This is a genomic window from Rhodococcus spongiicola (assembly GCF_004011835.1).
GTDB lineage: Bacteria > Actinomycetota > Actinomycetes > Mycobacteriales > Mycobacteriaceae > Prescottella > Prescottella spongiicola.
Window position 1 is genome coordinate 677,893 of record NZ_RKLN01000003.1, and the last position, 24,808, is coordinate 702,700.

The window sequence follows — 24,808 nt, forward strand, 5'->3', positions numbered from 1 at the left end:
GCGCTGGAACGCGCGCACCTGATCGGCGAGGCCGTCCTGTGGAGGTGCATCGCTTCGCTTGCCACCTCTCGCGTGGATGTACGGCCGCCGTCTCCATCTCGCGTCGTTGCATGCTGATCGATACCGGACGTGAGCTGGTGCTCGTGGGCACCGATCCTCCAGATCGTGTTCCCACCGAGGAGTCCGTCGGAGACGGCGGAGTACCACGTACGCCGGCTCGGCTACTGGCCGCACGCGGTAGCCCATATCCTGGTCTCCAGTGGTCACCTCGCGCAGGTCGGCGACCTGGGAGACTTTCGCCGGGCAGCTGTCCACGTCTGTGCAGAAGAGCTTGTGGACGGCATGTTCACCGGACGCCCGCCACCCGACAATCGGCTCTCGGCGCTGGCACTCGCCATCATGGCGGCCACACCCCGAGACACTGCGACCCTGACATCGATACCTGCTGGCCGGCTCTCCGATGGCAGCCGATCGGCCCGATCCGAACCTGCAACGCCGAAGGATGACCATGCCCCACCCGGTAACCAATCAGAGGACACCTTCCGCAGCACCTCCGGACGATCGACCCGTCTACCTCGACTATCAGGCCACCACCCCCATTGATCCGCGTGTCATCGACGCGATGCTGCCCTACCTGACAACGCATTTCGGCAACCCGTCGAGTGATCACGCCTATGGCGCCAAGGCCAAAGCCGCCGTCGAGAGTGCACGATCGCAAGTTGCGGGTCTCATTGGTGCCCAGCCTCATGAGATCGTCTTCACAGCATCGGGAACAGAAAGCAACCATCTTGCACTGACCGGGACCGCACACACCTTGAGGTCCAGCGGCTGCGGACATCACATCATCATCAGCGCGATCGAACACCCCACCACCCAAGCCACGTGCGACCAACTCGAGCATGATGGCTTCGAGATCACTCGGCTCCCCGTCCGTCCAGACGGTCTGGTCGACCCCGAAGTTTTCGCCGAAGCTGCACGCCCGGACACCGTCTTGGCGTCGATCATGCTGGCCAACAACGAAATAGGAACCATCCAGCCGATATCAGCCATCTCTCGAATCGCGCATGAGCGTGGAATAGTGATGCACACCGACGCAGCACAGGGCCCTGCCACCATCCCAGTCGATGTCGAGGCACTCGGCGTCGATCTGCTCACCCTCGTCGGTCACAAGATGTATGCGCCGAAAGGAGTGGCAGCACTGTACATCCGTGATGGGTGCCCGGCACCGCAGCCTCAGCTCGTCGGAGGCGGCCAGGAGCGCGGACTGCGCGCGTCGACGGAGAATGTGGCCGGCATCGTCGGTCTCGGTGCGGCTGCCAACATCGCGCGGACAGCCCAGCCGAGTGATTCCGCACGCATCCTTAGCTTTCGGGATCGGTTGCTCGATCGTCTCACCACGGCGTTGCCGGAGCTGATTGTGAACGGATCGCTCACGCATCGCTTGCCTGGAAACCTCAGCCTCACCATCCCGACGGTGACTGCATCCGAGCTGATGTCCAGAACCCCAGCGCTGGCCTTTTCCGCGGGGAGCGCATGCCATACCGCAGACCCGGCCCCATCACCGGTTCTCGTGGCGATCGGACTCGACGGCGACAAAGCAGCCCGAACCGTTCGGCTCGGAATCGGCCGCTATACGACTATCTCCGACATCGCCAATGCCGCCGACCGAATGATCGCGGCCACGCAGCGTTGAGGAATTCGCCCGACCACAGAGGAGTTCCTGTGAGTGCATTCAGTGCGACCGCGGTGTCGATGTCAGGGCCGTGGACGAAGGCGCCGTCGAGTGGCGCGTGAGCAAGGGAGGTCGATCTCGGTGTCACGTGATGACGCACAGGTCGCGGACGTGATCGTGCCCGATGAAGCCGAGCGCCGCCGAGTACAGAAGCGCACCCTGATCGTTGTCGTCGTCAGTCAGGTCCTCAGTGGTGCCGGTCTGACGGCGGGAGTCACGGTCGGTGCGCTCCTGGCGCAGCAGATGCTCGGTTCGGACACCCTCGCGGGTCTGCCGACCGCGTTGTTCACTCTCGGTTCTGCGCTGGCGGCGTTCCTGATCGGTCGCTTCTCCCAGACACACGGCCGAAGGATCGGACTCGGGCTCGGATTCGGCGCCGGCGGTGTCGGTTCCATCGGGGTGGTCTTGGCCGCGATCAGTGAGAGCGTGCCCCTGCTGTTCATTTCGCTCTTCGTGTACGGCGCCGGGTTCGCAGCCAATCTCCAGGCGCGCTATGCCGGAACCGATCTCGCGCCTCCCGAACGGCGAGGCACCGCGATCAGTATCTCGCTGGTATCCACGACCGTCGGCGCCGTCGCAGGGCCGAATCTCGTGGAGCCGCTCGGCGACCTCGCGACCTGGCTCGGTCTGCCGGCGTTGTCAGGACCGTTCCTCCTAGCGGCGGTCGCCTATCTGGGCGCCGGCGCTGCTTTGGTCACCCTGCTGCGCCCGGACCCGCTCCTACTGGCCCGCCGAATCGAAGTCGGTGCCCCGACCACGACCTCCGTGGGCGCTGTCGCCGCGAAAGTCGGAGTGGGTGCGTACGTCGGCGCCACCGTCATGTTCCTCACACAGGTGGCGATGATCGCGATCATGACGATGACCCCTGTGCACATGGCGGCCCACCATCACGGACTCGGGGACGTCGGGCTGGTGATCGGCATCCATGTCGGGGCAATGTATCTGCCCTCACTGATTACGGGTGTCCTCGTCGACAAGCTGGGACGTCTACCCATGGCGGCCGCTTCGGGATTGACTCTGCTGCTCGCCGGCATCGTCGCTGCGCTTGCGCCTGGTGAGTCGCTCATCCTGATGATCGTGGCGCTGGCTCTACTCGGTATCGGCTGGAACTTCGGCCTCATCGCCGGTACTGCCCTCATCGTCGATGCCACGGTCCCCGAGAACCGGGCCCGAACTCAGGGAAAGATCGACGTTCTCATCGCACTCGCCGGTGCTGGGGGAGGAGCCCTGTCCGGTGTGGTGGTGTCGGCGGCCAACTACGAAACCCTCTCCCTCAGTGGCGGAATCCTGGCGTTGGTTCTCATACCTGTCCTTTTCTGGGCCCGCAGCGGCCGAACCGCGCGTTCCTGAAACGGCTCCCACCTACGAGAACCGGGGCCTCGCCTTGCCGCGCCCGTACGACGGTCAATCGAGCTACGCCTTCCACCGCATCGGCTACCCACACGGCGTACCGCACCCTGGGTGTGAGCCGTGAGACCCGACGGGATCACCTCGCTCGAAACCAACCCGTCTCATCCGAGTCGACGAATCCCTCCAGTTCCATGACCGGAAGTACGGCCCGTACCCGCTCGATCGGAACACCGGAATCCACCGACAACTCCCGGGTGCCGCGCGTGCCGTTGGCCGGCAACGCCTCGTAAACCGCGGCGGCGTCACCAGTGAGAACGTCGAGATCTCGGGCCAGATCACCGCTGTCGCCATCCACCCCCATCGGTCCTGCTTCCTGCACTACATCCGCCGCGCTCGCCGCCAACAGCGCCTCACCCTCCCGGATCATTCGGTGGCACCCAGTAGAGGCAGCAGATGTGACCGGCCCCGGTACCGCCAGCACCGGGCGCCCCAGGCGACGCCCCCACGCGGCGGTGTTCCGTGCCCCGCTGCGCCAGCCCGCTTCCACAACCACGACACCGCCCGACAACCCCGCCACCAACCTGTTCCGGGCCAGGAAGCGGTACCTCGCCGGCGTCGTTCCGGGCGGATACTCGCTGACTACGGCTCCGTCTGCCGCGATCTGCTGCAGCAACCGACCGTGCCCCGCCGGATACGCACGATCCACTCCGCACGCGAGAACCGCGACAGTGAGCCCGCCCGTCCCGAGAGCGGCCCGGTGCGCGGCCGCATCGATACCGAACGCCGCACCGGACACGATCGTCCAACCGGAGGCTGCCAGGTCGCCGGCGATCTCGGCTGTCACGTGCTCGCCGTAGGAACTCGCGGCGCGGGTGCCGACCACCGCCACCGACCGAGACACCAGTTCGTCTACCGAACGACTGCCGAGCACCCACAGCGCCACCGGGCCGCCGTCGTCGCGGGCCTCGCCGAGAGCATCGAACGCCAGCAACCGCCAGCGTGGCCACTCCTCGTCGTCCGGTGTCACCAGTCGCCCTCCCATCGACGCCAACAGGTCCAAGTCGCGGGCGGAGGTGTCGAGGTGCGCCCTTGCTGACGTTCGCCGGTCGAGGAAACTCGACAGATCTCGCTCCCGGACGGCACGCGCGGTCTCCTCCGGCCCTACGGCCGAGACCAACTGCGACAGCGGTGGGCACGGTCCCTGCACCACCTTCGACAGATAGGCCCACGCCAACAGTCGCGGGTCGTACCCGGTCACGGGGCACCGCGGTCGCGAAACCCGAGCGCGGCCCCTACCTGGCCGGAACCCGGGGAGCTCAGGCCGGCCAGGTCTGCGAGGGACCACGCGACCCGGAGCGCGCGGTCGGCTCCCCTCGCAGTGACGGACCCCCGGCGGAGGGCACGTTCGAGCGGGGCCAGAGCATCACGGGAGAGCCGGAAGCGTTGGCGCAGTGCCGGACCCGGAACCTCCGCATTGGTGTGCCAACCGAACGGCCGCCAGCGCTCGGCCGCGGCAGCACGCGCGGCCGCCACCCGACACCGCACCTCCTCGGTACTCTCCCCCACCCCGTCCATGAACACACCCGTCGCGACTGCTCGCATCCGGATCCGCAGGTCGACGCGATCCAGCAAGGGCCCGGACAGACGCCCGAGATAGCGGCGCCGGACGGCCGGCGCGCACACGCAGTCGGCCTCACGCGCCGGCGCGCACGGGCACGGGTTGGCCGCCAGTACCAACTGGAAGCGTGCCGGGTACCGCGCGACGCCGTCCCGACGGGCAATACGCACCTCGCCGTCCTCGAGCGGAGTCCGCAACGCCTCGAGCGCCTTCGTACCCATCTCGGCACACTCGTCGAGGAAGAGAATCCCGCGATGCGCCCGGCTCACCGCCCCGGGTTTGGCCAATCCACTACCGCCACCGACCAGGGCGCTCACCGACGACGTGTGGTGCGGCGCGATGAAAGGGGGTTCGGTGATAAGGGGACGGTCCGACGTGAGCAGTCCCGCGACCGAGTGAATTGCCGTGACCTCCAACGCCTCCGACTCGGACAGTGCCGGGAGGATCCCCGGCAGTCGCTGTGCCAGCATTGTCTTCCCGATGCCGGGCGGTCCGGTGAACATGAGGTGGTGGGCACCGGCTGCCGCGACCTCGATCGCCCAGCGTGCGTCCGATTGTCCGACTACCTCACTGAGATCAGCTCGCGTCGTGGCACTCTCGGGGTTGAAGAGTTCCGGACTCGGGAGCTGGCCACTGCCCTGCAGCCATTCGACGACCGCGGCGAGCCGATCCGCGCCGAGTACCTCGATGCCGTCGACGAGGCCTGCCTCGGCGAGCGCATGCATCGGCACGACCGCCGTCGCCCAACCGGCCTTCTTCGCGGCGAGCACCGCCGGCAGCACACCGCGCACCGTCCGCAATCGGCCGTCGAGCGCCAGTTCCCCCAGCAGGACGGTCTTCTCGAGCCGCCCGCGCGGAACCTGACGGGCCGCGTCGAGCACCGCGCAGGCGAGCGCGAGATCGTAGACACTGCCGACCTTGGGTAGTGTCGCCGGCGACAGCGCCAGCGTCACCCGCGAGTCAGGCCACTTGGCACCCGAGTTGGTCACCGCCGCGCGCACGCGATCCCTCGACTCCTGGAGCGCCGTGTCCGGCAACCCCACCAGGTGCACACCCGGCAACCCCCGCCCGATATCCGCCTCAATCTCGACGATCTGCCCGTCAACCCCGCTGACCGCCACCGAATGGGCGCGCCCGAGCGCCATCAAAATACCGCCGGCAGGTGGGTGACCTGCGGGTCTCGCCCTCGATCGACGAGCACCGACACGACGTCGAACCGCACATGCGGCCAGTGTCGTTCAGACTCGGACAGCCACCGCTGCGCCAGCATCCGGATGCGGCGCTGCTTTGCGTACGTCACCGACTCGGCCGGGCTCCCGTACCCCAGCCCGGAGCGGGTCTTCACCTCCACGAACACGACGGTGTCACCGTCAACGGCAACCAGATCCAGCTCGCCGTGCCGACACCGCCAGTTGCGGTCCACGATCCGCAGCCCCGCCTCCACCAGCCGCTGTGCGGCCAGGTCCTCCCCCATCGCGCCCAGCGCGAGATTCCGCCCCATCCCAGGCCCTCCCGTCCTCCGCGGGGCACACCCCGCCGGTCAAGGCCACTGTGCCGCAAGGGAAGGGCGACGCGATCCTCCCGACCAGCGCCGACAAGTTGCCCTGTGGATGGGCGAGGAGCTGTGGACAAGTGCCAGGAAACATCGTGAGAGCGAACGGCCCCAGAGCACAGAACCGCACACCACCACGGTGGTGTGCGGTTCCACAGAGTCGTATCTCAGCGGCCGTGTCTCAGCGGCCGTGTCTCAGTTAGGAATGCCTCAGTCCAGTCCACTATCCGGCAGTCGCAGATCCGACTTCTCGAGCTCCTCGATGTTCACGTCCTTGAACGTAATGACCCGCACGTACTTCACGAACCGTGCCGGGCGGTACATGTCCCACACCCAGGCGTCGGACATCCGCACCTCGAAATAGATCTCGCCCTCCGCGCTGTGCGGAATCAACTCAACAGTGTTCGCGAGATAGAACCGGCGCTCGGTCTCCACTACATACGAGAACTGGCCGACGATGTCCCGGTATTCGCGGTACAGCGACAACTCCATCTCGGTTTCGTACTTCTCGAGATCCTCGGCACTCATCGGCCTCGACGTCCTCCTATCTTGTTGTGAACACCCGTCATCGCGCACCGACTGCTGCGCGTTCGAACGCTCGGCTCGCCGCGGAACCCGACGCGCGGCTCGCCGCGGCCACATTCGCGTAGGACATCCGGTGCTCGCGGCTCGGACCGAACTCGTTCAGGGCCGCCGCGTGCACCGGAGTGCTGTAGCCCTTGTGCGCCGCAAACCCGTAGCCGGGGAACTCCTCGTCCAGTGCGACCATCGTCCGGTCTCGCGCCACCTTTGCGAGAATGCTCGCGGCCGCAATGCAGGCTGCCGCACCGTCGCCGCCGATCACCGGCAGCGATGGCGCCCGCAGACCCGGAACCCGGAATCCGTCGGTGAGGACGTAGCCCGGTGCCACCGACAGACCCGCGACCGCGCGGCGCATCCCCTCGATGTTCGCGACGTGCACGCCGAGCCGATCAACCTCGTCCGCCGGGATCTCCACCACGCTCCACGCGACCGCAAGCCGCGTGATGATCGGGAACAGCTCCTCACGGGTCTTCTCGGTCAGCTTCTTCGAGTCGTCGAGCCCGGCCAGCGCGGCATTCGGCCGGGACCCGAGCATGCACGCGGCCACGACCAAGGGCCCCGCACACGCACCGCGCCCCGCCTCGTCGACGCCGGCGACGGGACCGAGCCCGCACCGCATCAGGGCAGACTCCATCGTCCGCAAACCGGACGCCCTGCGAATGACTGTTCTCGGTGGCCAGGTACTCACTGCTGCTGGATATCGGGAGACGAGATGGTGCCCCAACGCGTCGGCGGAAGCACGATGAACGTCGCCTTGCCGATCACGTTGTCGACCGGAATGGTGCCTTGGAGTTCGTCGTAGACATGGAAGCGTGAATCGGCCGAGTTACTGCGGTTGTCGCCCATCACCCACAGGTTGCCCTCCGGGACTGTGACCGGACCGAAACAGCGACCGGACTTGAGCGCCGTATCGCATGTCTGGACGCCCGGGGTGAACGGGTAGTCCATCGTGACGTACGGCTCCGTCAGCGGTTCGCCGTCGACCAGGACCCGACCCTGATCGTCGCAGCACTCCACGGTCTGTCCGCCAGTGGCGATCACACGCTTCACGAGATCATTCTCGTCCGGCGGCACCAGCCCCACCAGGGAGCCGAGTTCCTGAGCGCCGCGGATCACGGCGTTCGACGAGCGCCTCGACGTGTAGTTCTCCGACCACGACTCCGGTCCCCGGAAGACGACGACATCACCTGGCTGGGGATCACCGAAGCGATAGCTGATCTTCTCGACCACGATGCGGTCGCCCGTACACCCGGGGCAGCCGTGCAACGTCGGCTCCATCGATTCCGACGGGATGAGGTAGACCCGACCGATGAACGTCTGGAGCAGGAAGCTCAGCACCAGCGCGACGAGGATGAGGATCGGGAGCTCACGCCAGAAGGAGCGTGGCTTCTTCTCTTTCTCGGCCTGGGAGCTCTCTTTCTCGGCCTGGGAGTTGCCCGCAGTCTCCTCGTCTGCGCCCCCGGCACGGTGCTTTCCTGCGCTGTCTCCGTCATTCATGCCCGGCGTCACGGCCGGGTCCTGCGGTGAGTCTGCCACTGAGACAGACTAGCCCGACACCGCGCGAAAACGGTGCCGGGCCAATCGATCGAACTCGGAGCGTCGAAGCTCAGCGCTTTTCCTTGATCTTTGCAGCCTTGCCGCGCAGGTCGCGGAGGTAGTACAGCTTGGCGCGACGGACGTCACCACGGGTGACGACCTCGATCTTCGCCAGATTGGGGCTGTGGACCGGGAAGGTGCGCTCGACACCGACACCGAACGAGACCTTGCGGACGGTGAAGGTCTCGCGCACGCCACCACCCTGGCGGCGGATCACGACGCCCTTGAAGACCTGCACGCGCTCCTTGGAGCCTTCGATGACCTTGACGTGCACATCCAGGGTGTCACCGGGACGGAACTCCGGGATATCGTCGCGGAGGGACTTGGCGTCCAGAAAGTCCAAGGTGTTCATCGGTTGTTCCATCCTTGCGTTCATCGCCGGAGCAGAGGAACCGAGCGGCTGTTGCTCGACTGGTTCGTGCTCAGATCAGGTTCCGTCACCCTCACCGGGCAACCCGACCATTGTGCCAGACACCGCACCATGCGAGGAAATCGGTGGTGACGGCTCCGCGCGGCAACTCCTGCGCTGATGTAGATCGACGGGCCGATCGGTAAGAAGACCGCCGGAATCCGTCAGGACGGCCCGGGACCGCGCACGATGCACCGGAAACCGATGTGGCAGGTCGAGGTCTCCTCGGTCTCCCCCTGCCGGGCCGCGGGCCGGTACCGGAGGCAGTAGTTCGGTGCGCACAGATGCGACCCGCCCTTGATCACGCGCCGTGGGTACACCTCGTCGTCGCGAGCTTCCCCAGCCTCGACGCGCGGGTTGCGGGGAACACAGCACGAGGATGCCGGTGCGACGTTCTTGCCGGACGCGCTGTGGTCGGGGGTGTAGAAGTCCGACGTCCACTCCCAGACGTTGCCGGCCATGTCCGCCAGGCCGTACCCGTTGGGCCGGAACCTCGCGATCGGCGCGGTACCGACGTATCCGTCCTCGACGAGGTTCTGCCAGGGAAACTGGCCCTGCCACGTGTTGGCCTGGTGCTTTCCCCCCGGCGTGAACTCGTCGCCCCAGACGTAAGTCTTGCGGTCGAGGCCGCCGCGAGCGGCGAACTCCCATTCGGCCTCGGTCGGCAATTCCTTGCCCGCCCAGGATGCGTACGCGAGCGCGTCCGCATACGAGACATGGGTGACGGGATGCCGCTCGCGTCCACCGACGTTGCTGCCGGGCCCCTCCGGATGACGCCAGTCCGCGCCCGGCACCCAGGACCACCACCGCCGGTAGTCGTCGAGCGGCACCGGGTGGTCAGGCGGGGTGAACACGAGCGAACCCGGCACCAGCAGGCTCGGATCGGCGTCGGGATAGTCGGCGGGGTCCGGCGCGATCTCGGCGGTCGTGACGTGGCCGGTGTCCTTCACGAACCGCCGGAACTCGGCAACCGTGACCTGGTGGGCGTCCATCCAGAAGCCGTCCACGGTCACCTGGTGGACCGGACGCTCCTCGGGATAGAAGTCCTCGGATCCCATCCAGAACGCCCCACCGGGGACCCACACCATGTTCTTCGGCGCGCGGGACGGATCCGCGCGCTGCGGGATCGGCTGCATGGATCACAGTTTTCCACCCGCCGAACCGCCGCGAACGCGAAAGCGCACCCGGCGTTTCACCCGCTACGGGTGGGGACCTTCGGCGTCTGCACGGCCACGATGCCTCCATGGGTCCGGCCGTCGGGGAGGTACTCCCCCTCTCGATCGGCGTCGCGATAAGCCCGATACCGATCATCGCGACGATCCTGATGCTGCTCACCCCCCGAGCGGCCACCACCGCGACGACCTTCCTGGCCGGGTGGGTGCTCGGTATCGCCGTTGGGTACACCATTTTCGTGGTGCTCGGCAGCGTCGCGGACCTGTCCTCACGTTCGGACGGCAACTCCGTCACCGCGGTCGTCCGGGTCGCCCTCGGTGCGGTACTGCTCATCCTGGCCGTCAGGCAATGGCGGCGTCGCCCGGCGCCGGGCGAAGAGCCGGCGCTGCCACGGTGGCTCGCCGCGATGGACAAGGTCACTCCGGCGAAAGCCTTGGCGCTGGGGGTCGGGCTGTCCGCGGTCAACCCGAAGAACCTGCTGATGATCGTCGGTGCCGCGGTGGCGGTCACCCAGCTCGGCGTCGGCGGCGCTGCGATCGTGGTCGCGGGAATCGTGTTCACCGTGCTCGCCGCCAGCACTGTCGCCGTGCCGGTGATCGGCTACTTCACCCTGCGTGAACGGGCGACCGGATGGTTGAACGACCTGAAGGCGTGGCTGATCACCAACAACGCGGCGGTGATGGCAGTGCTGCTACTGGTGATCGGTGTGTCGCTGATCGGCCGGGGCATCAGCGACTGACTCGGCGGGCGCCCCGGCCGAGACCGGGACGCCGACCACGAGTTCACTCAGGTATTCACTTACCGAAACCCGCCTTCCGCAAGGCGTCGGCCATCGAGCCGTTCGCTCGGCCGGAATCGGAGCGACGGTCCCGCCCCTGACCAGCCGTTCGCTTGGCGGCCTGCCCACTCGGGCGACGCCGCCCGCCGCCCTGATCGCTGCGTGAGCGCTTCGTGGCACCGACCTCGTCGTCGAGACGCAATGTAAGCCCGATGCGCTGGCGTTCGACATCGACCTCGAGCACCTTGACCTTGACGACGTCACCGGACTTCACGACGTCGCGCGGGTCGCTGACGAAGTTGCGCGACATCGCCGAGACGTGGACCAATCCGTCCTGGTGAACGCCCACATCGACGAACGCGCCGAACGCCGCGACATTGGTGACGACGCCCTCGAGAATCATGCCGGGCGCGAGGTCGGCGACCTTCTCGATACCGGCGGTGAAAGTCGCAGTCTTGAACTCCGGCCGCGGGTCGCGGCCCGGCTTGTCGAGTTCCGCGATGATGTCGGTGACCGTCGGCAGACCGAACCGTTCGTCGGCGAAGTCGGCCGGGTTCAGCGCCTGCAGGACCGCGGTGTTGCCGATCAGTTCCCCCACACCTGGGGCCGATCCGGCTGACGCCTCGAGAATCCGGCGCACCACCGGGTACGCCTCGGGGTGCACGGCGGACGCGTCGAGCGGATCGTCGCCGTTCGGGATCCGGAGAAAGCCGGCGCACTGTTCGAAGGCCTTGGGTCCGAGCCGCGGCACGTCCTGGAGGCTCTTGCGGCTGCGGAACGGGCCGGTGCGGTCCCGGTGAGCGACGATGCTCTCCGCGAGCGAACCGGTGATGCCCGACACCCGCGACAGCAGCGGAACCGACGCGGTATTGACGTCGACGCCGACCGCGTTCACCGCGTCCTCGACGACGGCTCCGAGGGAACGCGCGAGCATCGTCTCGGATACGTCATGTTGGTACTGGCCGACGCCGATCGACTTGGGATCGATCTTGACGAGTTCGGCCAACGGGTCCTGCAGGCGTCGCGCGATGGACACCGCGCCCCGGATCGACACGTCGAGATCGGGCAGTTCCTGCGACGCGTACGCCGACGCCGAGTACACCGACGCCCCGGCCTCGGAGACGACGACCTTCGTCAGCCCGGCCTCGGGGAATTTCTCGATCAGCGCTGCCGCGAGCGCATCCGTCTCGCGGGATGCGGTGCCGTTGCCGATCGCGACGAGCTCGACGCCGTGCCTGGCTGCCAGGGCGGCGAGTGTCGCGAGGGACTGGTCCCATTTGTTGTGAGGCTGGTGCGGGTAGATCGTGTCGTGCGCGACGACCTTGCCGGTCGCATCGACGACCGCGACCTTCGTGCCGGTGCGGAATCCGGGGTCGAGGCCCATCGTCGCGCGGGTGCCGGCCGGTGCGGCGAGCAGCAGGTCCCTGAGGTTGGCCGCGAAGACGTCGACGGCGTCCTTCTCGGCGGCCTGTCGCAGCCGCATACGGGTGTCGATACCAAGCGTGATGAGCAGCTTGGTCTTCCAAGCCCAACGGACGGTGTCGAGCAGCCAGCGGTCTGCGGGACGTCCGCGGTCGGCGATCTGGAACCGCGTGGCGATCCGGGCCTCGTACAGGCTGGTCTCTCCCTGCCCCGGCGGCTCCTGATCGGGTGCCAGGGTGAGCGACAGGACCTCTTCCTTCTCGCCTCGGAACATCGCCAGGATGCGGTGCGACGGCAACTTCCCGAACGGCTCGAAGAACTCGAAATAGTCGGCGAACTTGGCGCCGGCGTCTTCCTTGCCGGCACGCACCTTCGACTCGAGCCGGCCACGGTTCCACATCAGCTCGCGCAGCTCACCGACCAGGTCGGCGTCCTCGGCGAACCGCTCGACCAGGATCGCGCGGGCGCCTTCGAGCTGCTCGGCGGTGAACTGAGCCGGATCCTGAGTGGGATCGGTCAGCAAGGCGTCGGCGACGGGTTCATGACCGGCCTCACGCGCGATCTGCGCCTTGGTGCGCCGCTTCGGCTTGTACGGCAGGTAGACGTCCTCGAGCCGCGCCTTGGTGTCGGCCAGCAGGATCTGCTGCTCGAGACGATCGTCGAGCTTGCCCTGCGAACGGATGGACTCCAGGACCGCACCGCGCCGCTCGTCGAGTTCGCGCAGGTACCGCAGCCGCTCCTCGAGCCGGCGCAGCTGGGCGTCGTCGAGGGCTCCGGTGACCTCCTTGCGGTACCGGGCGATGAACGGGACCGTGGCGCCGCCGTCGAGAAGGTCGACGGCCGCGGCGACCTGCCCCTCCCGTATGTCGAGCTCTTCGGATATACGCTGGTTTACGGAGTTTAGAGCAGTCGTCACGGCGAACGACCCTACCGTCAGCCCACCCGACGCAGCGGTGTCCGGGGCCGGTACGCGGCCGGCTGCAAGATTGGTGGTGGCTCCGATGATCGGACTGATACGAGGCCTCGCGATCGTCGCTCTCACGGCCACCGCGATCGCGGTCGGCACCACACCGTCCGAGGACGACACCACCGTAGGCAGTCCCAGCTCCACCGAACCAGAAACGGCACCGGTCGAACGTGCCCCGCTCAGACTCGCGGGCCACATCGACCAGGCGGTTTTCGCGGCCGCCGAACGTGGCGCGGACGTCACGATCGCGTTCCTCGACCGCCACGACGGCCACTACGAATCGTTCGGGGACGCCGTACCGTTCCCGACCGCTTCGCTGGCGAAGCTGTTCATCGCCGACGACCTCTTCTACCGCGAGGAGAACACGGAACTGGGTCTGACCGCCCGCGAACACCGCCTCGTCGCGCGAATGCTCGAATCCTCGGACGACTTCGCAACCACCGAACTCTGGAACAAGTACGGCACCTCAGACATCGTCCACGACGTCGCTGTGCGGTACCAGCTCGCCGCCACCGCGGTTCCCTACGACGGACGCTGGTGGAACACGACGACGACCGGACGCGACCTCGTCGACTACTACTCGGCCATGCTCACCGGTCGCGGCGGTCTGGACGCTCCGCACCGCGACGAATTGATGGGCTACCTGCACAACTTCACCCCGATCGCGGCGGACGGATACGACCAGAGTTTCGGAATCCCCGCGGGGCTTCCCGGCGCGACCGATATCGCAGTCAAGCAGGGGTGGATGTGCTGTAGCGGCGGCCGGTGGCTGCACCTGTCGACCGGCGTCATCGGCCCCGACGACCGGTACATCCTGGTCGTCGTGTCCCGGGAGGATCTCAACTACGGTGACGCCGAGCCGGACTACCCCGACACCTCGCTGACCACCGCCGTCGGCGACATCAGCGCCGCGCACGCACGCGAGACACTCACCGACGTCGTGCGAATCTTGTTCCCGCAGTTTTGAATCGACTGGGGCGTTGAATCGACCGGGGCGTTGAATCGACCGGACCCGAGTCGGCACCCACCCGGGTGGCCGGTGCCGAGGAGACACCAGACAGGCAGCGACCGATCAGGTGAGGCGACCGATCAGGACAGGCGACCGATCAGGACAGGCGACCGATCAGGACAGGCGACCGATCAGGAAAGCAGGTCTGGCCGGCGCTCGGCCGTGCGCTGTAGCGCCTGCGCCCGTCGCCAGGCAGCGACCTTCGCATGATCGCCCGACAGCAACACCGGCGGGACCTCGAGCCCACGCCAGGTGACCGGGCGTGTGTAGCTGGGGCCCTCGAGGAGCCCGTCGGAGAACGAATCCTCTTGGTGCGACTGCTCATTGCCCAGCACGCCGGGCAGCAACCGGACCACCGACTCGACCATGACCAGCACCGCGGCCTCGCCGCCGATGAGGACGTAGTCGCCGATCGAGACCTCCTCGACCCGCACCCGCCGAGCCGCGTCCTCGAACACTCGCTGGTCGATGCCCTCATACCGACCGCACGCGAAGACCAGATGATCCTCCTCGGCCCAACGACGCGCGGTCGCCTGGGTGAACGGCACCCCGGCGGGCGTCGGGACGACCAGCACGGCGTCGGGGTCCGGATCGCCGTTCTCGTCGGTGAGGACCTCGTCGAGCGCATCACCCCACACCGTCGGCTTCATGACCATGCCGGGCCCGCCGCCGTACGGAGAATCGTCGACCGACTTGTGAACGTCGTGGGTCCAGCGGCGCAGATCGTGGACGCCCACGGATATGAGTTCCTTGTCGATCGCCTTGCCGAGCAGCGCGGCGCGAAGCGGCTCGAGGTACTCGGGGAAGATCGTCACTACGTCGAGGCGCATGGCGGTTCCGTCATTCCTCGTCGCTGCTGTCCCCGAAACCCGGGTCCAGCAGGCCTTCCGGCGGGTCTATCTCGATGACGCCCTCGGCGACGGCGACCGTCGGGACGATCGCGGTCACGAACGGCACCAGGATCTCGCCCGAACTCTCGCCTTCGGGACGGACCGACAGCAATTCTCCTGCGGCGGAATGCAATACCTCGATCACCGTGCCGACGGACTTGCCGGCGTCGGGGCGTCCGGCGGCCATACGCACAGCCAGACCCTCGAGCTCGTGATCGTAGAACTCGTCGGGATCATCGGAGGGAGTGAGATCGGCGGTGTCGATCACGAACAAGGTGCCGCGCATGTCGTCGGCAGTGTTTCGATCGGCGACATCGCTCAGGCGTAGCAGAAGCCGCCCGGAATGTTCCCGGACGGCTTCCACCACGAATGTGCGCAGCGTCTTCTCGCGCGGCTTGCGACCCCGTAGCTCGGCACCGACGGCGAAGCGCTCCCCGGGCTCGTCGGTGCGAACCTCGACGACCAACTCTCCCTTGATGCCGTGCGACTTGACGACGCGGCCCACGACGAGTTCCACAGCGGGTCTTACAGATCGGTGTCGACGACGTCGACGCGGATCCCGCGTCCTCCGATTCCGGAGACGAGGGTCCGCAGGGCGGTCGCGGTGCGACCACCACGACCGATTACCTTGCCGAGGTCGTCGGGGTGCACATGCACCTCGACGGTGCGCCCCCGACGGCCGGCGATCAGCTCGACGCGAACGTCGTCGGGGTTGGCGACGATTCCACGGACGAGATGCTCGACGGCATCGGCGACAACGGCGCTCATTACTCGGCAGCCTCGGCGTCAGCGGCGGGAGCCTCCGACTCTGCCGCCTCTGCAGCGTCCTGCTTGGCGGACTTCTTCTTCTTGGGCGTGATGGCCTCGGAAGCCGGCTCGTTCTCGGCCTGCGCCAGCGCGGCCTGGAACAGCTCGAGCTTGGTCGGCTTCGGCTCCGCCTTCTTGAGGGTGCCCTCGGCACCGGGCAGGCCCTTGAACTTCTGCCAGTCACCGGTGATCTTCAGCAGGTTCTCGACCGGCTCGGTCGGCTGCGCGCCGACACCCAGCCAGTACTGAGCGCGCTCCGAGTCGATCTCGATCAGCGACGGCTCTTCCTTCGGGTGGTACTTGCCGATGGTCTCGATCGCACGGCCGTTGCGGCGGGTGCGGGAGTCCGCGACGATGATCCGGTACTGCGGGTTGCGGATCTTGCCGAGTCGGGTGAGCTTGATCTTGACAGCCATGAGCTGTTTCCCCTTCAGTGCGCGCTGTGCACACGTGTCACGTGCAATTCGGCGACCCACCAGGATGGTGGGCCCGGTTTTGCCTCTTTCCTGTGACCGCCGCGCGGTACGTAACCGGATGCGACGAACAGCCGTTCATTCTGCCAGACGGCATCCGCGGAACGAAAACGCAGGGCACCCGACACCACCTGGGCTCCGCGATAGCACCTACTCCGCTCCCCGCGTACGAGCCGCGCGACGACCGAACCTGGTCCGGTGACACTCCCGACACCTCCAAGTACGCACTTTTTGCGGTGCCGCACTTTTTGCGGTATGGTAATCCGGTATGCCCGATCGATACGCCCGAATCCGGGCCGAACTCGCTCACGCAGAGTCCGCCGACCCGCCGACCGCCTTGTCGCATCTGCGGGTCGTGTTGGAAGAAGTGAGCTATCTGCTCGATGAGCAGCTGGCTCACGCGATCGTCGACGGTGAACTGTCGCTGCGCTCTGCAGGTGCGAAAGCAGGCCTGACCGAGAACGCCGTCGGCCCACGACTGGCCCGCACACCCATGCTCGCCCCCTACGCCCGCCCAGATGGTCGCGTGACCGCCAAAGAAGTCCAGCTGGCCCGATACGAGAGAAAAAGGGGTGGAACATCAGCCACCCCATCGACCGCTCCGAAGCCGTTGCGGTTCAAACCACGCCGCAACACCTGAACTCTGCTGAAAGGACCGACCTTGCCCAACCTGGAACTCACACACCTCGTGTTTCTGCTCGATCGTTCCGGATCGATGCAGATCATCAAATCCGACGTCGAGGGTGGTTTCGCGGCGTTCATCGACGAGCAACGCGCAGTCACCGGCGAGTGCACGGTGACCTTGGCGCAGTTCGACACGAAGTACGAGGTTGTCTATCGGGACGTTCCGCTCGAGGATGTCCCGGCGCTGGACCTGCAGCCACGGTCGAGCACCGCACTGCTCGACGCGATGGGCAAGCTCATCACCGACATCAGCGCGGAACACTCCGCTCTCTCAGAGGAGGAACGTCCGGGAGCGGTGATCGTCGCGATCATGACCGACGGCTTGGAGAACGCCAGCCGTACCTGGACCCGCCCTGCCATCAAGAAGCTTGTGGAACTGCACACGAATCAATACGACTGGCAGTTCCTGTACATGGGTGCCGATCAGGATGCTATCGAGGTCGGCACCGACCTCGGTGTCAAACGCGAACAGTCACTTACCTACAGCAAGGGAAAGTCGCGCGACGCGATGTCGGCGGCATCGGCCAACATCCGCAGCTACCGCGACGCCAAACAGATCAGCCCCTCTGCCCCCATGCCCGCGTTCAGCCCCCAGCAACGAGTAGACGCCGAAGACTGACGCGAAGACGCGGAGCGGGCCCCCGGTTCTGCCCAAGACGCGACGCCCTCACCGGAGACGACACCGGCACGGGCGTGCGAGCCCACCATCCCACCCCGACTGACGAACCGCGAGCAGAAACAGAGGCGGTGGCGACATGAAGATCTACTACAGTCCCGAGTACGTCGGCGCCGCCTACGGCTTCGACACCACCCGCAAGGCCGGATGGATCGCGGACTCGCTGACCGATCGGCCGATCGACGGCGTCGAACTTCTGGCGCCGCCACCGCTCACACCCGACGAACTCGAACGCGTCCACGATCCCGAGTACATCGAGGCAGTACGGACCGGTGAGCTGCGGTACCTCGCCGAGTCTCAGGGATTCGACTGGGACCCAGCACTGTGGCGGATGGTGCTCGCATCCAACGGAGGCGTGCTCGCCGCCGCCCGCGCCGCCCTCGACGACGGTGTCGCTGGATCGCTGTCGTCCGGGTTGCACCACGCAAAGCGCGACCGCGGCGACGGATTCTGCACATTCAACGGCCTTGTCGTTGCCGCGAAGACACTCCTCGACGAGAGCGTTGCCCGTTCGGTTCTGATCCTCGATCTCGACGCTCATTGTGGGGGCGGGACTGCCCAACTCGTCGACCGCGACCCACGCATCTGGCACGAAGACGTCTCCGTCGACGCATTCGACCACTATTCCGGCCACACGAATTCGGCACTCTGGGAAGTCGACCAAGCCGAAGACTATCTGCTCACAGTCAGACAGGCCGTTGCACAAGCCGACCGGATCGGGCCCTTTGACCTGTGCCTGTACAACGCCGGGATGGATCCTTACGAGCGGTGCGGAATCGGCGGGCTGGAAGGGGTCACCGCGGAAGTACTAGAGCAGCGCGAGCAGATCGTCTTCGACTGGTGCCGTCAGCGGGGACTGCCGGTCGCTTTCGCCATGGCCGGCGGCTACGTCGGATCCCGCCTCGACCAGACCACACTCGTCGACCTGCACCGACTCACCCTTACAAAGGGAGCCATAGCAACCACCCGCGTCCGATCTCGTGACCTTCAGGTATCCGGAACCGCCCGGCAGCCAACGGGGCCACATCCCACCTCGGGTACCTTCGATATGTGGCCCGAACCAGTCGACATAGCCGACCCGCACTGATCGTGCTGGTCGTCGTGGCAGCCGGCGGATGCCTAGCGCTCGGCTGGTGGCAGTGGACCCGATTCGAGTCTGTCGGTGGCAACGGCCAGAACCTCGGCTACGCCCTCCAGTGGCCCCTCTTCGCGGCGTTCGTGATCTACGCCTACCGCCGCTTCGTCCAACTCGAGGACGACCGCGAACAGGACGACGCCGACGGCCCGGCGGCGGGTGCGGCGACCGACCAGCCGACCGATGTTCCCGAGGGGTTGTTGCCGGAGCGCCCGAAGGTCGAATCGGTGACGACTGCCGAGGATCTCGAGGACCCCGAGGCCCGGCAGATGCTCGAGTACAACGATTACCTCGCTGAGCTGTCGGCTCGCGAGCCCGATAGGAGCGACAAGTGAGCGGCAGCCCCGATGAGATGACCGACACTCAGACCACCGGATCAGCGTCACCTGCTGCCCCAGGCCAAGAAACAGCCCCAGGAAATGAGAAGGCCGGAAACAAGAAGGCCGGAAACAAGAAGGTCGCCTCCGCGCTGCTGCGCTACCGCATTCTGGCGTACGCGACCGGTATCTGGCTCCTCGTGCTTACCGCCGAAATGGTGGCGAAGTACATCCTCGGCGTCGAAAACGTGCCGAACTGGATCGCGATCGTCCACGGCTGGGTGTACTTCGTGTACCTGATCATGACGATGGATCTCGCAGTGAAGGTCCGTTGGCCCGCCGGCCGCACGATCGGGACGCTGCTCGCCGGCACCATCCCGTTCCTGTCCTTCTTCGTCGAGCACTGGCGCACGGTCCAGGTCAAGAAGGATTTCGGGGTCTGACGGGCCTCCCCGCCTAAACGCTCCGGCCTCCCTACGCCCTCGCGAGCCGAGCCAGCGCCGGCACCAGCTGCGCGAGCGCCCGTCCTCGGTGGGAGGCCGCGTCCTTCTCCTCCGGCGACAGTTCGGCCGACGTCCGGTCCTCGCCCTCGGGCTCGAATACTGGGTCGTAACCGAATCCGTTCTCGCCCCGCGGCTCGCGGACGATCCGGCCCCGCCATTCGCCGCGCACCACCACGGGGTCCTGTCCCGGGATGGCGAGCGCGCACGCCGACACGAAGGCCGCGCCCCGCCGCTCGTCGGGAACGTCCGACAGCTGACTGAGCAGCAGCGCGGTGTTGGCGTCGTCGTCGCCATGGCTGCCGCTCCACCGAGCCGACAGGACGCCGGGCATACCGCGCAGCGCGTCCACCTCGATACCCGAGTCGTCGGCGACGCACGGCAGACCAGTGGCGACGGCGCCGTCGACCGCCTTGACGGTCGCGTTCGCCTCGAACGTGGCTCCGGTCTCCGGGGTCTCGGGGAACTCCGGGACCTCATCGAGGCCGATCACCTCGAGCGCCTCGATGCCGGCGGCGGCAAGTACGCGCCGCAGTTCACGGAGCTTCTTGGCATTGCGGCTGGCGACGAGAAGCCTTCCGGTCAACTTCCGAACACCTTCTTCTTGGGCTCGGCCGACTCCGGAAGCACACCCGGGTACGGCTCGGCGAGCGCGGTCTTCTGAATTTCGAACAGCGCCTCGCAACCGGTGAGGGCCGAATCGAGCATCTTGTCGAGTGTCGAGCGCGGGAAAGTTGCGCCCTCGCCAGTGCCCTGAATCTCGACCAAAGTGCCGGTATCGGTCGCGACGACGTTCATGTCGACCTCAGCGCGCGAGTCCTCCTCGTACGGCAGGTCCAACCGGACACGACCATCCACGACGCCGACGCTGACGGCCGCGATCGCACACGAGATGGGCTGCGGGTCGGCGAGCCGACCGGCTGCACGGAGGTAGGTCACGGCGTCGACCAGCGCGACGTACGCGCCGGTGATGGCGGCGGTGCGAGTGCCGCCATCGGCCTGCAGCACGTCACAGTCGATCGCGATCGTGTTCTCACCGATCGCAGCCAGGTCGATGCACGCCCGAAGCGAGCGGCCGACAAGCCGGCTGATCTCCTGGGTCCGCCCGCCGACCTTGCCTTTCACCGACTCACGGCCGCTACGGGTGTGAGTCGCGGCCGGCAGCATCGCGTACTCCGCGGTCAGCCAGCCGAGCCCGGAACCCGTACGCCAGCGCGGGACACCTTCCTCGACGCTCGCGGTGCACATGACCCGCGTGTTGCCGAACTCGATCAGCACCGAACCCGCGGGATGGCTGGTGAAGCCGCGTGTGATCCGAACCTCGCGGAGTTCGTCGTCCGCCCTACCGTCGTCTCGTGTCGTCACGCTTCGAGAGCCTAGTCGTCAGGCCCGACGGCGACGGTGCGGCGTCAGATTGTGTGGACGTCAGATTGTGTAGACGTCCCCGGTGGACACCGCATGCACCGGCCCGGAGAACTCGGCCTTGGCCTCGGCGATGACGTCCTCACGGGACGTCCACGGCGGGATGTGGGTTAGCAAAAGTTCGCCGACGCCGGCACGGGCGGCGACCTGGCCGGCCTCGGTGCCGGAGAGGTGGATGCCCGTGGGACGGTCGGGTCCGTGGGTCCAAGACGCCTCCGACAGCAGCACGTCCGCACCACGAGCGAGGTCGACGACGGCGTCACAGATCCCGGTGTCACCGGTGTAGGCGAGGATACGTCCGGTATCGCTGGTCACGCGGAAGCCGTAGGACTCGGGCGGATGGTTGACCTGGAAGGCCTGGACGGAGAGTTCACCGATCTCGGCGACGTGCCGGTCGGACCAGCTGTGCAGGTCGATGGTGTCGGAGATGTCGTCGAGTTCGCCGCCGCACTCGGCGGAGGCGACACCGATGCGGCAGGCGGTGTCGGCGGGTCCGTAGACGAGGGCGCGGCCGGTCGGGGGATTCGGGTGGTAGCGACGCCACACGAGGAGACCGGGGACATCGAGGCAGTGGTCAGCGTGGAGGTGCGACAGCAGGATCACCGCCTCGCCGGGATCGGCGTGACGCTGCAGTGCACCGAGAACGCCGGGGCCGAAGTCCATCACGACAGGCGGAGTTCCTGGCGCGGCCAGCAAATAGCCCGACGCAGCCGAGTCAGGTCCGGAGACGCTCCCCGAACATCCCAGGACCGTAATGCGCATGCAAACCATGCTGCCACGGTCACCCGGCAACCAGGAAGTAACCCCGCCTTTCGGCGGTGTCAACTCACATAGGACTCGGGATTGTGAGGCGGCGTTCCACTGTCCGACGCTGTGACGGCCCCTGGAGTCACGGCAACGGTGCCGCACCTCCCGCCGGAGCTCGGCGCCCGCGCCGAACGTTCGCCGACAACGCCCATGCCGCCACGACGCCACCGACCGCACCGAACAGGTGCCCCTGCCAGGAAATTCCGTTCTGCCCGGGCAACACGCCCCACAGCAAACTCCCGTACACGAACAGGACCACGACGCCGAGCAAGATCTGGCCGACGCTCCGTGTGAAGATGCCGCGAACCAGCAGGTAGGTGAGCCAACCGAAGATCAGCACCGAGGCGCCGAGGTGGAGGTAGGGACCGCCGGTCAGCCACGTGCCCAGACCGCCGATCAACCAGATGAGTCCGGTTGCGGCCAGTCCACGACCGATACCCGACATCAGGACCAGGAATCCGAGCACGAGCAGAGGCACCGTGTTTGCGACAAGGTGACCCCAGCCGCCGTGCAACATCGGCGCGAACGCCACGCCCCACAATCCGTCCATCGTCAACGGCCGGATCCCCCACCCGTCCAGCCGATTACCCGAGACGGTGTCGATAGCCTCGAGCACGTACAACACCACGACGAAGCCACCGACTGTCATCGCTGCGCGCTGCCAGATCGGGCGCGCAACACGCGGCTGATTCCTGTGCACCTCGGATCCAGTTGTCACGGATTCGAGCCTACCGGGGCGAACCGACAGCCGACTGCCGCCGAAGAACCGTCAGGTCTGGGCTCTCAGGTCCGGGCTGTCAGCTCTGGGCGGAGGTCCCGGACGCACCCCCGAATGCCGAGGGGAACACGTCCCGGTAGCTCGGAACGCCCGCAACCGTCACGGCCGAGAGGATCGCGTCCACGATCGCTCGTTGCACGCAGGATGCCGCCGCAGTGCACACCGCGTCGAGTAACGGCAGTTCGGCCGCGAACGCCGACGGCACCCCGTCCGGCGACGGCACCTCGTGGGTTCCGGTCGCGAGCGCGAAGATCGTGTCACCGTCGAGGGGAGAGTGCACGGGCCGGATCGCGCGGGCCATACCGTCATGTCCTGCGACCGCCACGCGGCGGCACGACGCCTTCGACAGGTTCGCGTCGGTCGCGACCACGCCGATCGTCGTGTTGAGAACCTCGAGGCCCTTCCCCCCCAGTCGGTTCGCCGCAGCCAGTTCGTCGGGGGACGGCGGCCGCATGCCGCGTCGTTCGGCGTCCGCGAGCGACAACCCCCACGGCAGCCCCGTCTCCGGATCCCATACCGAGCCGACCGGGTTGGCGACCACGAGCGCCGCGACAGTCACACCGTCTGCGGGTCCACCCTCGATCACCGCGCTCGCCGTGCCGACGCCGCCCTTGAGGGCACCTGCGCGGGCACCGGTACCGGCGCCGACGCATCCAGTCTCGACGGCAGCGCCCGCCCGGTCCGCCGCCCGATAGCCGAACTCCGCGGTGGGCCGAGTGTTCCAGTCCCCGACCGGTAGGTCGAAGATCACCGCGGCGGGCACGATCGGGACCACCTGCCCGGGTGCACCCATAGGGATGCCGACCCCGTGATCCTCGAGCCAGCGCATGACGCCGTCCGTGGCAGCGAGGCCGTATGCGCTGCCCCCGGAGAGGACTACCGCGTCGACCCGCTGCACCGAGTGGCTGGGGTCGAGCAGGTCGGTCTCGCGGGTACCGGGCCCGCCGCCGCGCACGTCGACGCCACCTGTCGCGCCGCCCGGAACACGTACGACGGTGCATCCAGTCGCGGCACCGGAGCCGAGGGTTGCGTCGGGATCGAGTAGGTAATCGTGGCCCACGAGGACGCCGGCGACATCACTCAGGGAATCCGAGGGTCCGACGACGATCGAACTCCCAGGCGCCGTCACGACGTCAACGCCTGGACGAGCGAGTCCTGCATCCAGGTCAACCAGTGGTAGATGTCGAGGTGCGGGGCCCGGGGGTCACCTTCCTCCAACTCGTCGGGAGTGTCGGAGTCGATCCCGAGATTGGTGCCGAGCGCCAGCCGGAGGTCGTTGAGCCCGACGAGCCACGAATCGGCCTGCTCGGGGGTGAGTGCGACCTTGCCGCCCTCGGCAGGGACCGTCTGCAGGATGACTGCACCAGCCGCGATCTTGTCGTCGATGATCTCCGGCTCGTGCAGGCCGCGCAGAGCGCTGTTGATGTTGCCCTGCTCGGGGTCCCTGGGCACGTCGGGGTTGTCGGGGTCGGGGCGCTGGAAGTCGGGCAACAACCGAGCCAGAACCGCGTCGGAGGGTGTCTCGGTGTTGCCGGTCCGTATGCCCGTGAGTGCGGCCAGTTCGTCGGTCGGCGCGGACGCTGCCCGTTCCTCGAGCAGTCCGGTCACCGACGTCACCAACGACCTCAGGACCGTCGCCTCGTGCGCGTCCATCTCCGAACGCAACTTCATGCCGCCGAACGTGTTCTTCCTCGTCCAAGTCCGCACGTTTGTCCCCGGAATCCTTACGGTCAGCGATGAATGATCGTCTACCTGCTGTCGCGCTGCATCGTGGCCCACAGGCCGGCCGCGTGCAGCTTACGCACGTCGTTCTCGACCTTGTCGCGCGAACCGCTCGAGACGACAGCCTTACCCTCGTTGTGGACCTGCATCATCAGGTCCGTCGCCTTGGCTTTGCTGTAGCCGAAGAGCTTCTGGAAGATGTATGCCACGTAGTGCATGAGGTTGACCGGATCGTCCCAAACGACGGTTACCCAGGGCCGATCCAGCGCCTCGGTCATTTCCTCGATCTCGGACTCGACCGGGGAGATCTGGGGTGTTGCAGCAGGCATCTTCCCGACCGGAACTGCGGTCGCGAGAGTCATTGTGGAGCACGGCGCCATGGCTCCAGGGTACGGCGTGGGCACAGAAC

The 24,808-nt window shown here is 67.0% G+C and carries 29 protein-coding genes; 9 read left to right on the forward strand and 20 right to left on the reverse strand.

From position 1 onward, the window contains the following. The first annotated feature begins 508 nt into the window (after window positions 1–508). Window positions 509–1,693 carry a cysteine desulfurase family protein gene (locus EF834_RS11175; protein WP_127947251.1) on the forward strand — a complete coding sequence of 395 codons (1,185 nt, stop codon included), beginning with the start codon at window positions 509–511 and terminating at the stop codon, window positions 1,691–1,693. A gap of 120 nt (window positions 1,694–1,813) precedes the next feature. Then, on the forward strand, window positions 1,814–3,082 hold the full coding sequence (locus EF834_RS11180; RefSeq protein ID WP_206615238.1) for an MFS transporter: 1,269 nt from the start codon (window positions 1,814–1,816) through the stop codon (window positions 3,080–3,082). 136 nt (window positions 3,083–3,218) lie between these two features. Here the strand turns inward: EF834_RS11180 and dprA are convergent, their stop codons facing one another. The 8 genes from dprA to EF834_RS11220 all read right to left on the reverse strand — a co-directional run bounded on the left by dprA (window position 3,219) and on the right by EF834_RS11220 (window position 9,927). Next, entirely contained in the window at window positions 3,219–4,340 is a 1,122-nt protein-coding gene (gene dprA / locus EF834_RS11185) for a DNA-processing protein DprA (RefSeq protein ID WP_127947253.1), read from the reverse strand. Further along, window positions 4,337–5,845 carry a YifB family Mg chelatase-like AAA ATPase gene (locus tag EF834_RS11190; protein WP_127947254.1) on the reverse strand — a complete coding sequence of 503 codons (1,509 nt, stop codon included), beginning with the start codon at window positions 5,843–5,845 and terminating at the stop codon, window positions 4,337–4,339. Before EF834_RS11190 ends, dprA begins: the two co-directional genes overlap by 4 nt. Continuing rightward, window positions 5,845–6,201 (reverse strand): YraN family protein, encoded by a 357-nt coding sequence (locus EF834_RS11195; protein WP_127947255.1) that lies wholly within the window; start codon window positions 6,199–6,201, stop codon window positions 5,845–5,847. The genes EF834_RS11190 and EF834_RS11195 overlap by 1 nt, the downstream gene beginning before the upstream one ends. Before the next feature lie 261 nt (window positions 6,202–6,462). After that, window positions 6,463–6,780, reverse strand: a complete 318-nt coding sequence (locus tag EF834_RS11200) for a DUF2469 domain-containing protein (RefSeq protein WP_127947256.1) — start codon at window positions 6,778–6,780, stop codon at window positions 6,463–6,465. Between the two features lie 37 nt (window positions 6,781–6,817). After that, on the reverse strand, window positions 6,818–7,522 hold the full coding sequence (locus EF834_RS11205; RefSeq protein WP_127947257.1) for a ribonuclease HII: 705 nt from the start codon (window positions 7,520–7,522) through the stop codon (window positions 6,818–6,820). Continuing rightward, on the reverse strand, window positions 7,519–8,331 hold the full coding sequence (lepB, locus tag EF834_RS11210) for a signal peptidase I (RefSeq protein WP_127947362.1): 813 nt from the start codon (window positions 8,329–8,331) through the stop codon (window positions 7,519–7,521). The genes EF834_RS11205 and lepB overlap by 4 nt, the downstream gene beginning before the upstream one ends. A gap of 109 nt (window positions 8,332–8,440) precedes the next feature. Beyond that, on the reverse strand, window positions 8,441–8,782 hold the full coding sequence (rplS, locus tag EF834_RS11215; protein WP_127947258.1) for a 50S ribosomal protein L19: 342 nt from the start codon (window positions 8,780–8,782) through the stop codon (window positions 8,441–8,443). Window positions 8,783–9,003: 221 nt separating this feature from the next. Continuing rightward, window positions 9,004–9,927: a formylglycine-generating enzyme family protein gene (locus EF834_RS11220; RefSeq protein WP_127947363.1), complete on the reverse strand. Its 924-nt coding sequence runs from the start codon at window positions 9,925–9,927 to the stop codon at window positions 9,004–9,006. Window positions 9,928–10,082: 155 nt separating this feature from the next. On the opposite strand from EF834_RS11220, the gene EF834_RS11225 reads away from it, so the two are divergent. Then, the gene (locus tag EF834_RS11225) at window positions 10,083–10,751 is read left to right on the forward strand and encodes a GAP family protein (protein ID WP_127947259.1); all 669 of its coding nucleotides are present in this window, start codon (window positions 10,083–10,085) and stop codon (window positions 10,749–10,751) included. A 55-nt stretch (window positions 10,752–10,806) separates the two neighbouring features. Here the strand turns inward: EF834_RS11225 and EF834_RS11230 are convergent, their stop codons facing one another. Next, on the reverse strand, window positions 10,807–13,128 hold the full coding sequence (locus tag EF834_RS11230; RefSeq protein WP_127947260.1) for a Tex family protein: 2,322 nt from the start codon (window positions 13,126–13,128) through the stop codon (window positions 10,807–10,809). A gap of 85 nt (window positions 13,129–13,213) precedes the next feature. Here EF834_RS11230 and EF834_RS11235 point away from each other — a divergent pair, with 85 nt between their 5' ends. Next, entirely contained in the window at window positions 13,214–14,146 is a 933-nt protein-coding gene (locus EF834_RS11235; RefSeq protein WP_206615239.1) for a serine hydrolase family protein, read from the forward strand. 173 nt (window positions 14,147–14,319) lie between these two features. On the opposite strand, the gene trmD is transcribed toward EF834_RS11235, so the two are convergent. The 4 genes from trmD to rpsP are packed head-to-tail and all read right to left on the reverse strand — an operon-like array spanning window position 14,320 to window position 16,301. Next, window positions 14,320–15,018, reverse strand: coding sequence for a tRNA (guanosine(37)-N1)-methyltransferase TrmD (gene trmD / locus EF834_RS11240; protein ID WP_127947261.1), 699 nt, complete (start codon window positions 15,016–15,018; stop codon window positions 14,320–14,322). A 10-nt stretch (window positions 15,019–15,028) separates the two neighbouring features. Continuing rightward, complete coding sequence (gene rimM, locus EF834_RS11245; protein ID WP_127947262.1) at window positions 15,029–15,595, reverse strand: ribosome maturation factor RimM; 567 nt, start codon at window positions 15,593–15,595, stop codon at window positions 15,029–15,031. Between the two features lie 8 nt (window positions 15,596–15,603). Further along, window positions 15,604–15,846 (reverse strand): RNA-binding protein, encoded by a 243-nt coding sequence (locus EF834_RS11250; protein WP_127947263.1) that lies wholly within the window; start codon window positions 15,844–15,846, stop codon window positions 15,604–15,606. Continuing rightward, window positions 15,846–16,301, reverse strand: a complete 456-nt coding sequence (rpsP, locus tag EF834_RS11255; protein ID WP_127947264.1) for a 30S ribosomal protein S16 — start codon at window positions 16,299–16,301, stop codon at window positions 15,846–15,848. Before rpsP ends, EF834_RS11250 begins: the two co-directional genes overlap by 1 nt. Before the next feature lie 325 nt (window positions 16,302–16,626). Between rpsP and EF834_RS11260 the strand changes: the two genes are divergently transcribed. From EF834_RS11260 to EF834_RS11280, 5 genes are all read left to right on the forward strand, one after another. Continuing rightward, on the forward strand, window positions 16,627–16,998 hold the full coding sequence (locus EF834_RS11260; RefSeq protein WP_127947265.1) for a hypothetical protein: 372 nt from the start codon (window positions 16,627–16,629) through the stop codon (window positions 16,996–16,998). Between the two features lie 21 nt (window positions 16,999–17,019). Continuing rightward, complete coding sequence (locus EF834_RS11265) at window positions 17,020–17,661, forward strand: vWA domain-containing protein (RefSeq protein WP_127947266.1); 642 nt, start codon at window positions 17,020–17,022, stop codon at window positions 17,659–17,661. A gap of 136 nt (window positions 17,662–17,797) precedes the next feature. Further along, window positions 17,798–18,805, forward strand: a complete 1,008-nt coding sequence (locus tag EF834_RS11270) for an arginase family protein (RefSeq protein WP_127947267.1) — start codon at window positions 17,798–17,800, stop codon at window positions 18,803–18,805. Further along, window positions 18,769–19,188: a transcriptional regulator gene (locus tag EF834_RS11275; protein WP_127947268.1), complete on the forward strand. Its 420-nt coding sequence runs from the start codon at window positions 18,769–18,771 to the stop codon at window positions 19,186–19,188. Before EF834_RS11270 ends, EF834_RS11275 begins: the two co-directional genes overlap by 37 nt. Beyond that, window positions 19,185–19,613: a DUF3817 domain-containing protein gene (locus EF834_RS11280; RefSeq protein WP_235871110.1), complete on the forward strand. Its 429-nt coding sequence runs from the start codon at window positions 19,185–19,187 to the stop codon at window positions 19,611–19,613. Before EF834_RS11275 ends, EF834_RS11280 begins: the two co-directional genes overlap by 4 nt. Before the next feature lie 31 nt (window positions 19,614–19,644). Here the strand turns inward: EF834_RS11280 and rdgB are convergent, their stop codons facing one another. The 7 genes from rdgB to clpS all read right to left on the reverse strand — a co-directional run bounded on the left by rdgB (window position 19,645) and on the right by clpS (window position 24,779). Continuing rightward, window positions 19,645–20,256 (reverse strand): RdgB/HAM1 family non-canonical purine NTP pyrophosphatase, encoded by a 612-nt coding sequence (gene rdgB, locus EF834_RS11285; protein WP_127947269.1) that lies wholly within the window; start codon window positions 20,254–20,256, stop codon window positions 19,645–19,647. Next, window positions 20,253–21,035, reverse strand: coding sequence for a ribonuclease PH (gene rph / locus EF834_RS11290; protein ID WP_127947270.1), 783 nt, complete (start codon window positions 21,033–21,035; stop codon window positions 20,253–20,255). The genes rdgB and rph overlap by 4 nt, the downstream gene beginning before the upstream one ends. Window positions 21,036–21,095: 60 nt before the next feature. Next, window positions 21,096–21,854 (reverse strand): cyclic nucleotide-degrading phosphodiesterase, encoded by a 759-nt coding sequence (locus EF834_RS11295; protein WP_127947271.1) that lies wholly within the window; start codon window positions 21,852–21,854, stop codon window positions 21,096–21,098. Between the two features lie 127 nt (window positions 21,855–21,981). Next, window positions 21,982–22,548, reverse strand: a complete 567-nt coding sequence (locus EF834_RS11300) for a rhomboid family intramembrane serine protease (RefSeq protein ID WP_127947366.1) — start codon at window positions 22,546–22,548, stop codon at window positions 21,982–21,984. Between the two features lie 148 nt (window positions 22,549–22,696). Beyond that, window positions 22,697–23,806 (reverse strand): P1 family peptidase, encoded by a 1,110-nt coding sequence (locus EF834_RS11305; protein ID WP_127947272.1) that lies wholly within the window; start codon window positions 23,804–23,806, stop codon window positions 22,697–22,699. After that, window positions 23,803–24,384 carry an oxidative stress transcriptional regulator AosR gene (aosR, locus tag EF834_RS11310; RefSeq protein ID WP_127947273.1) on the reverse strand — a complete coding sequence of 194 codons (582 nt, stop codon included), beginning with the start codon at window positions 24,382–24,384 and terminating at the stop codon, window positions 23,803–23,805. The genes EF834_RS11305 and aosR overlap by 4 nt, the downstream gene beginning before the upstream one ends. 41 nt (window positions 24,385–24,425) lie before the next feature. Continuing rightward, a complete protein-coding gene (gene clpS / locus EF834_RS11315; RefSeq protein WP_127947367.1) occupies window positions 24,426–24,779 on the reverse strand; it encodes an ATP-dependent Clp protease adapter ClpS in 354 nt (117 codons plus the stop codon). Between the last annotated feature and the right edge of the window lie 29 nt (window positions 24,780–24,808).

What these genes read in the sequence shown, in the direction of transcription:
- rplS (WP_127947258.1), bottom strand. Translation starts at nt 8,782, where the DNA reads ATGAACACCTTGGACTTTCTGGACGCCAAGTCCCTCCGCGACGATATC.
- EF834_RS11235 (WP_206615239.1), top strand. Translation starts at nt 13,214, where the DNA reads ATGATCGGACTGATACGAGGCCTCGCGATCGTCGCTCTCACGGCCACC.
- EF834_RS11200 (WP_127947256.1), bottom strand. Translation starts at nt 6,780, where the DNA reads ATGAGTGCCGAGGATCTCGAGAAGTACGAAACCGAGATGGAGTTGTCG.
- EF834_RS11225 (WP_127947259.1), top strand. Translation starts at nt 10,083, where the DNA reads ATGGGTCCGGCCGTCGGGGAGGTACTCCCCCTCTCGATCGGCGTCGCG.
- EF834_RS11250 (WP_127947263.1), bottom strand. Translation starts at nt 15,846, where the DNA reads ATGAGCGCCGTTGTCGCCGATGCCGTCGAGCATCTCGTCCGTGGAATC.
- EF834_RS11270 (WP_127947267.1), top strand. Translation starts at nt 17,798, where the DNA reads ATGAAGATCTACTACAGTCCCGAGTACGTCGGCGCCGCCTACGGCTTC.
- trmD (WP_127947261.1), bottom strand. Translation starts at nt 15,018, where the DNA reads ATGCGCCTCGACGTAGTGACGATCTTCCCCGAGTACCTCGAGCCGCTT.
- lepB (WP_127947362.1), bottom strand. Translation starts at nt 8,331, where the DNA reads ATGAATGACGGAGACAGCGCAGGAAAGCACCGTGCCGGGGGCGCAGAC.
- EF834_RS11175 (WP_127947251.1), top strand. Translation starts at nt 509, where the DNA reads ATGCCCCACCCGGTAACCAATCAGAGGACACCTTCCGCAGCACCTCCG.
- EF834_RS11190 (WP_127947254.1), bottom strand. Translation starts at nt 5,845, where the DNA reads ATGGCGCTCGGGCGCGCCCATTCGGTGGCGGTCAGCGGGGTTGACGGG.
- EF834_RS11195 (WP_127947255.1), bottom strand. Translation starts at nt 6,201, where the DNA reads ATGGGGCGGAATCTCGCGCTGGGCGCGATGGGGGAGGACCTGGCCGCA.
- EF834_RS11220 (WP_127947363.1), bottom strand. Translation starts at nt 9,927, where the DNA reads ATGGTGTGGGTCCCCGGTGGGGCGTTCTGGATGGGATCCGAGGACTTC.
- rpsP (WP_127947264.1), bottom strand. Translation starts at nt 16,301, where the DNA reads ATGGCTGTCAAGATCAAGCTCACCCGACTCGGCAAGATCCGCAACCCG.
- EF834_RS11260 (WP_127947265.1), top strand. Translation starts at nt 16,627, where the DNA reads ATGCCCGATCGATACGCCCGAATCCGGGCCGAACTCGCTCACGCAGAG.
- clpS (WP_127947367.1), bottom strand. Translation starts at nt 24,779, where the DNA reads ATGGCGCCGTGCTCCACAATGACTCTCGCGACCGCAGTTCCGGTCGGG.
- EF834_RS11295 (WP_127947271.1), bottom strand. Translation starts at nt 21,854, where the DNA reads ATGCGCATTACGGTCCTGGGATGTTCGGGGAGCGTCTCCGGACCTGAC.
- EF834_RS11300 (WP_127947366.1), bottom strand. Translation starts at nt 22,548, where the DNA reads ATGACAGTCGGTGGCTTCGTCGTGGTGTTGTACGTGCTCGAGGCTATC.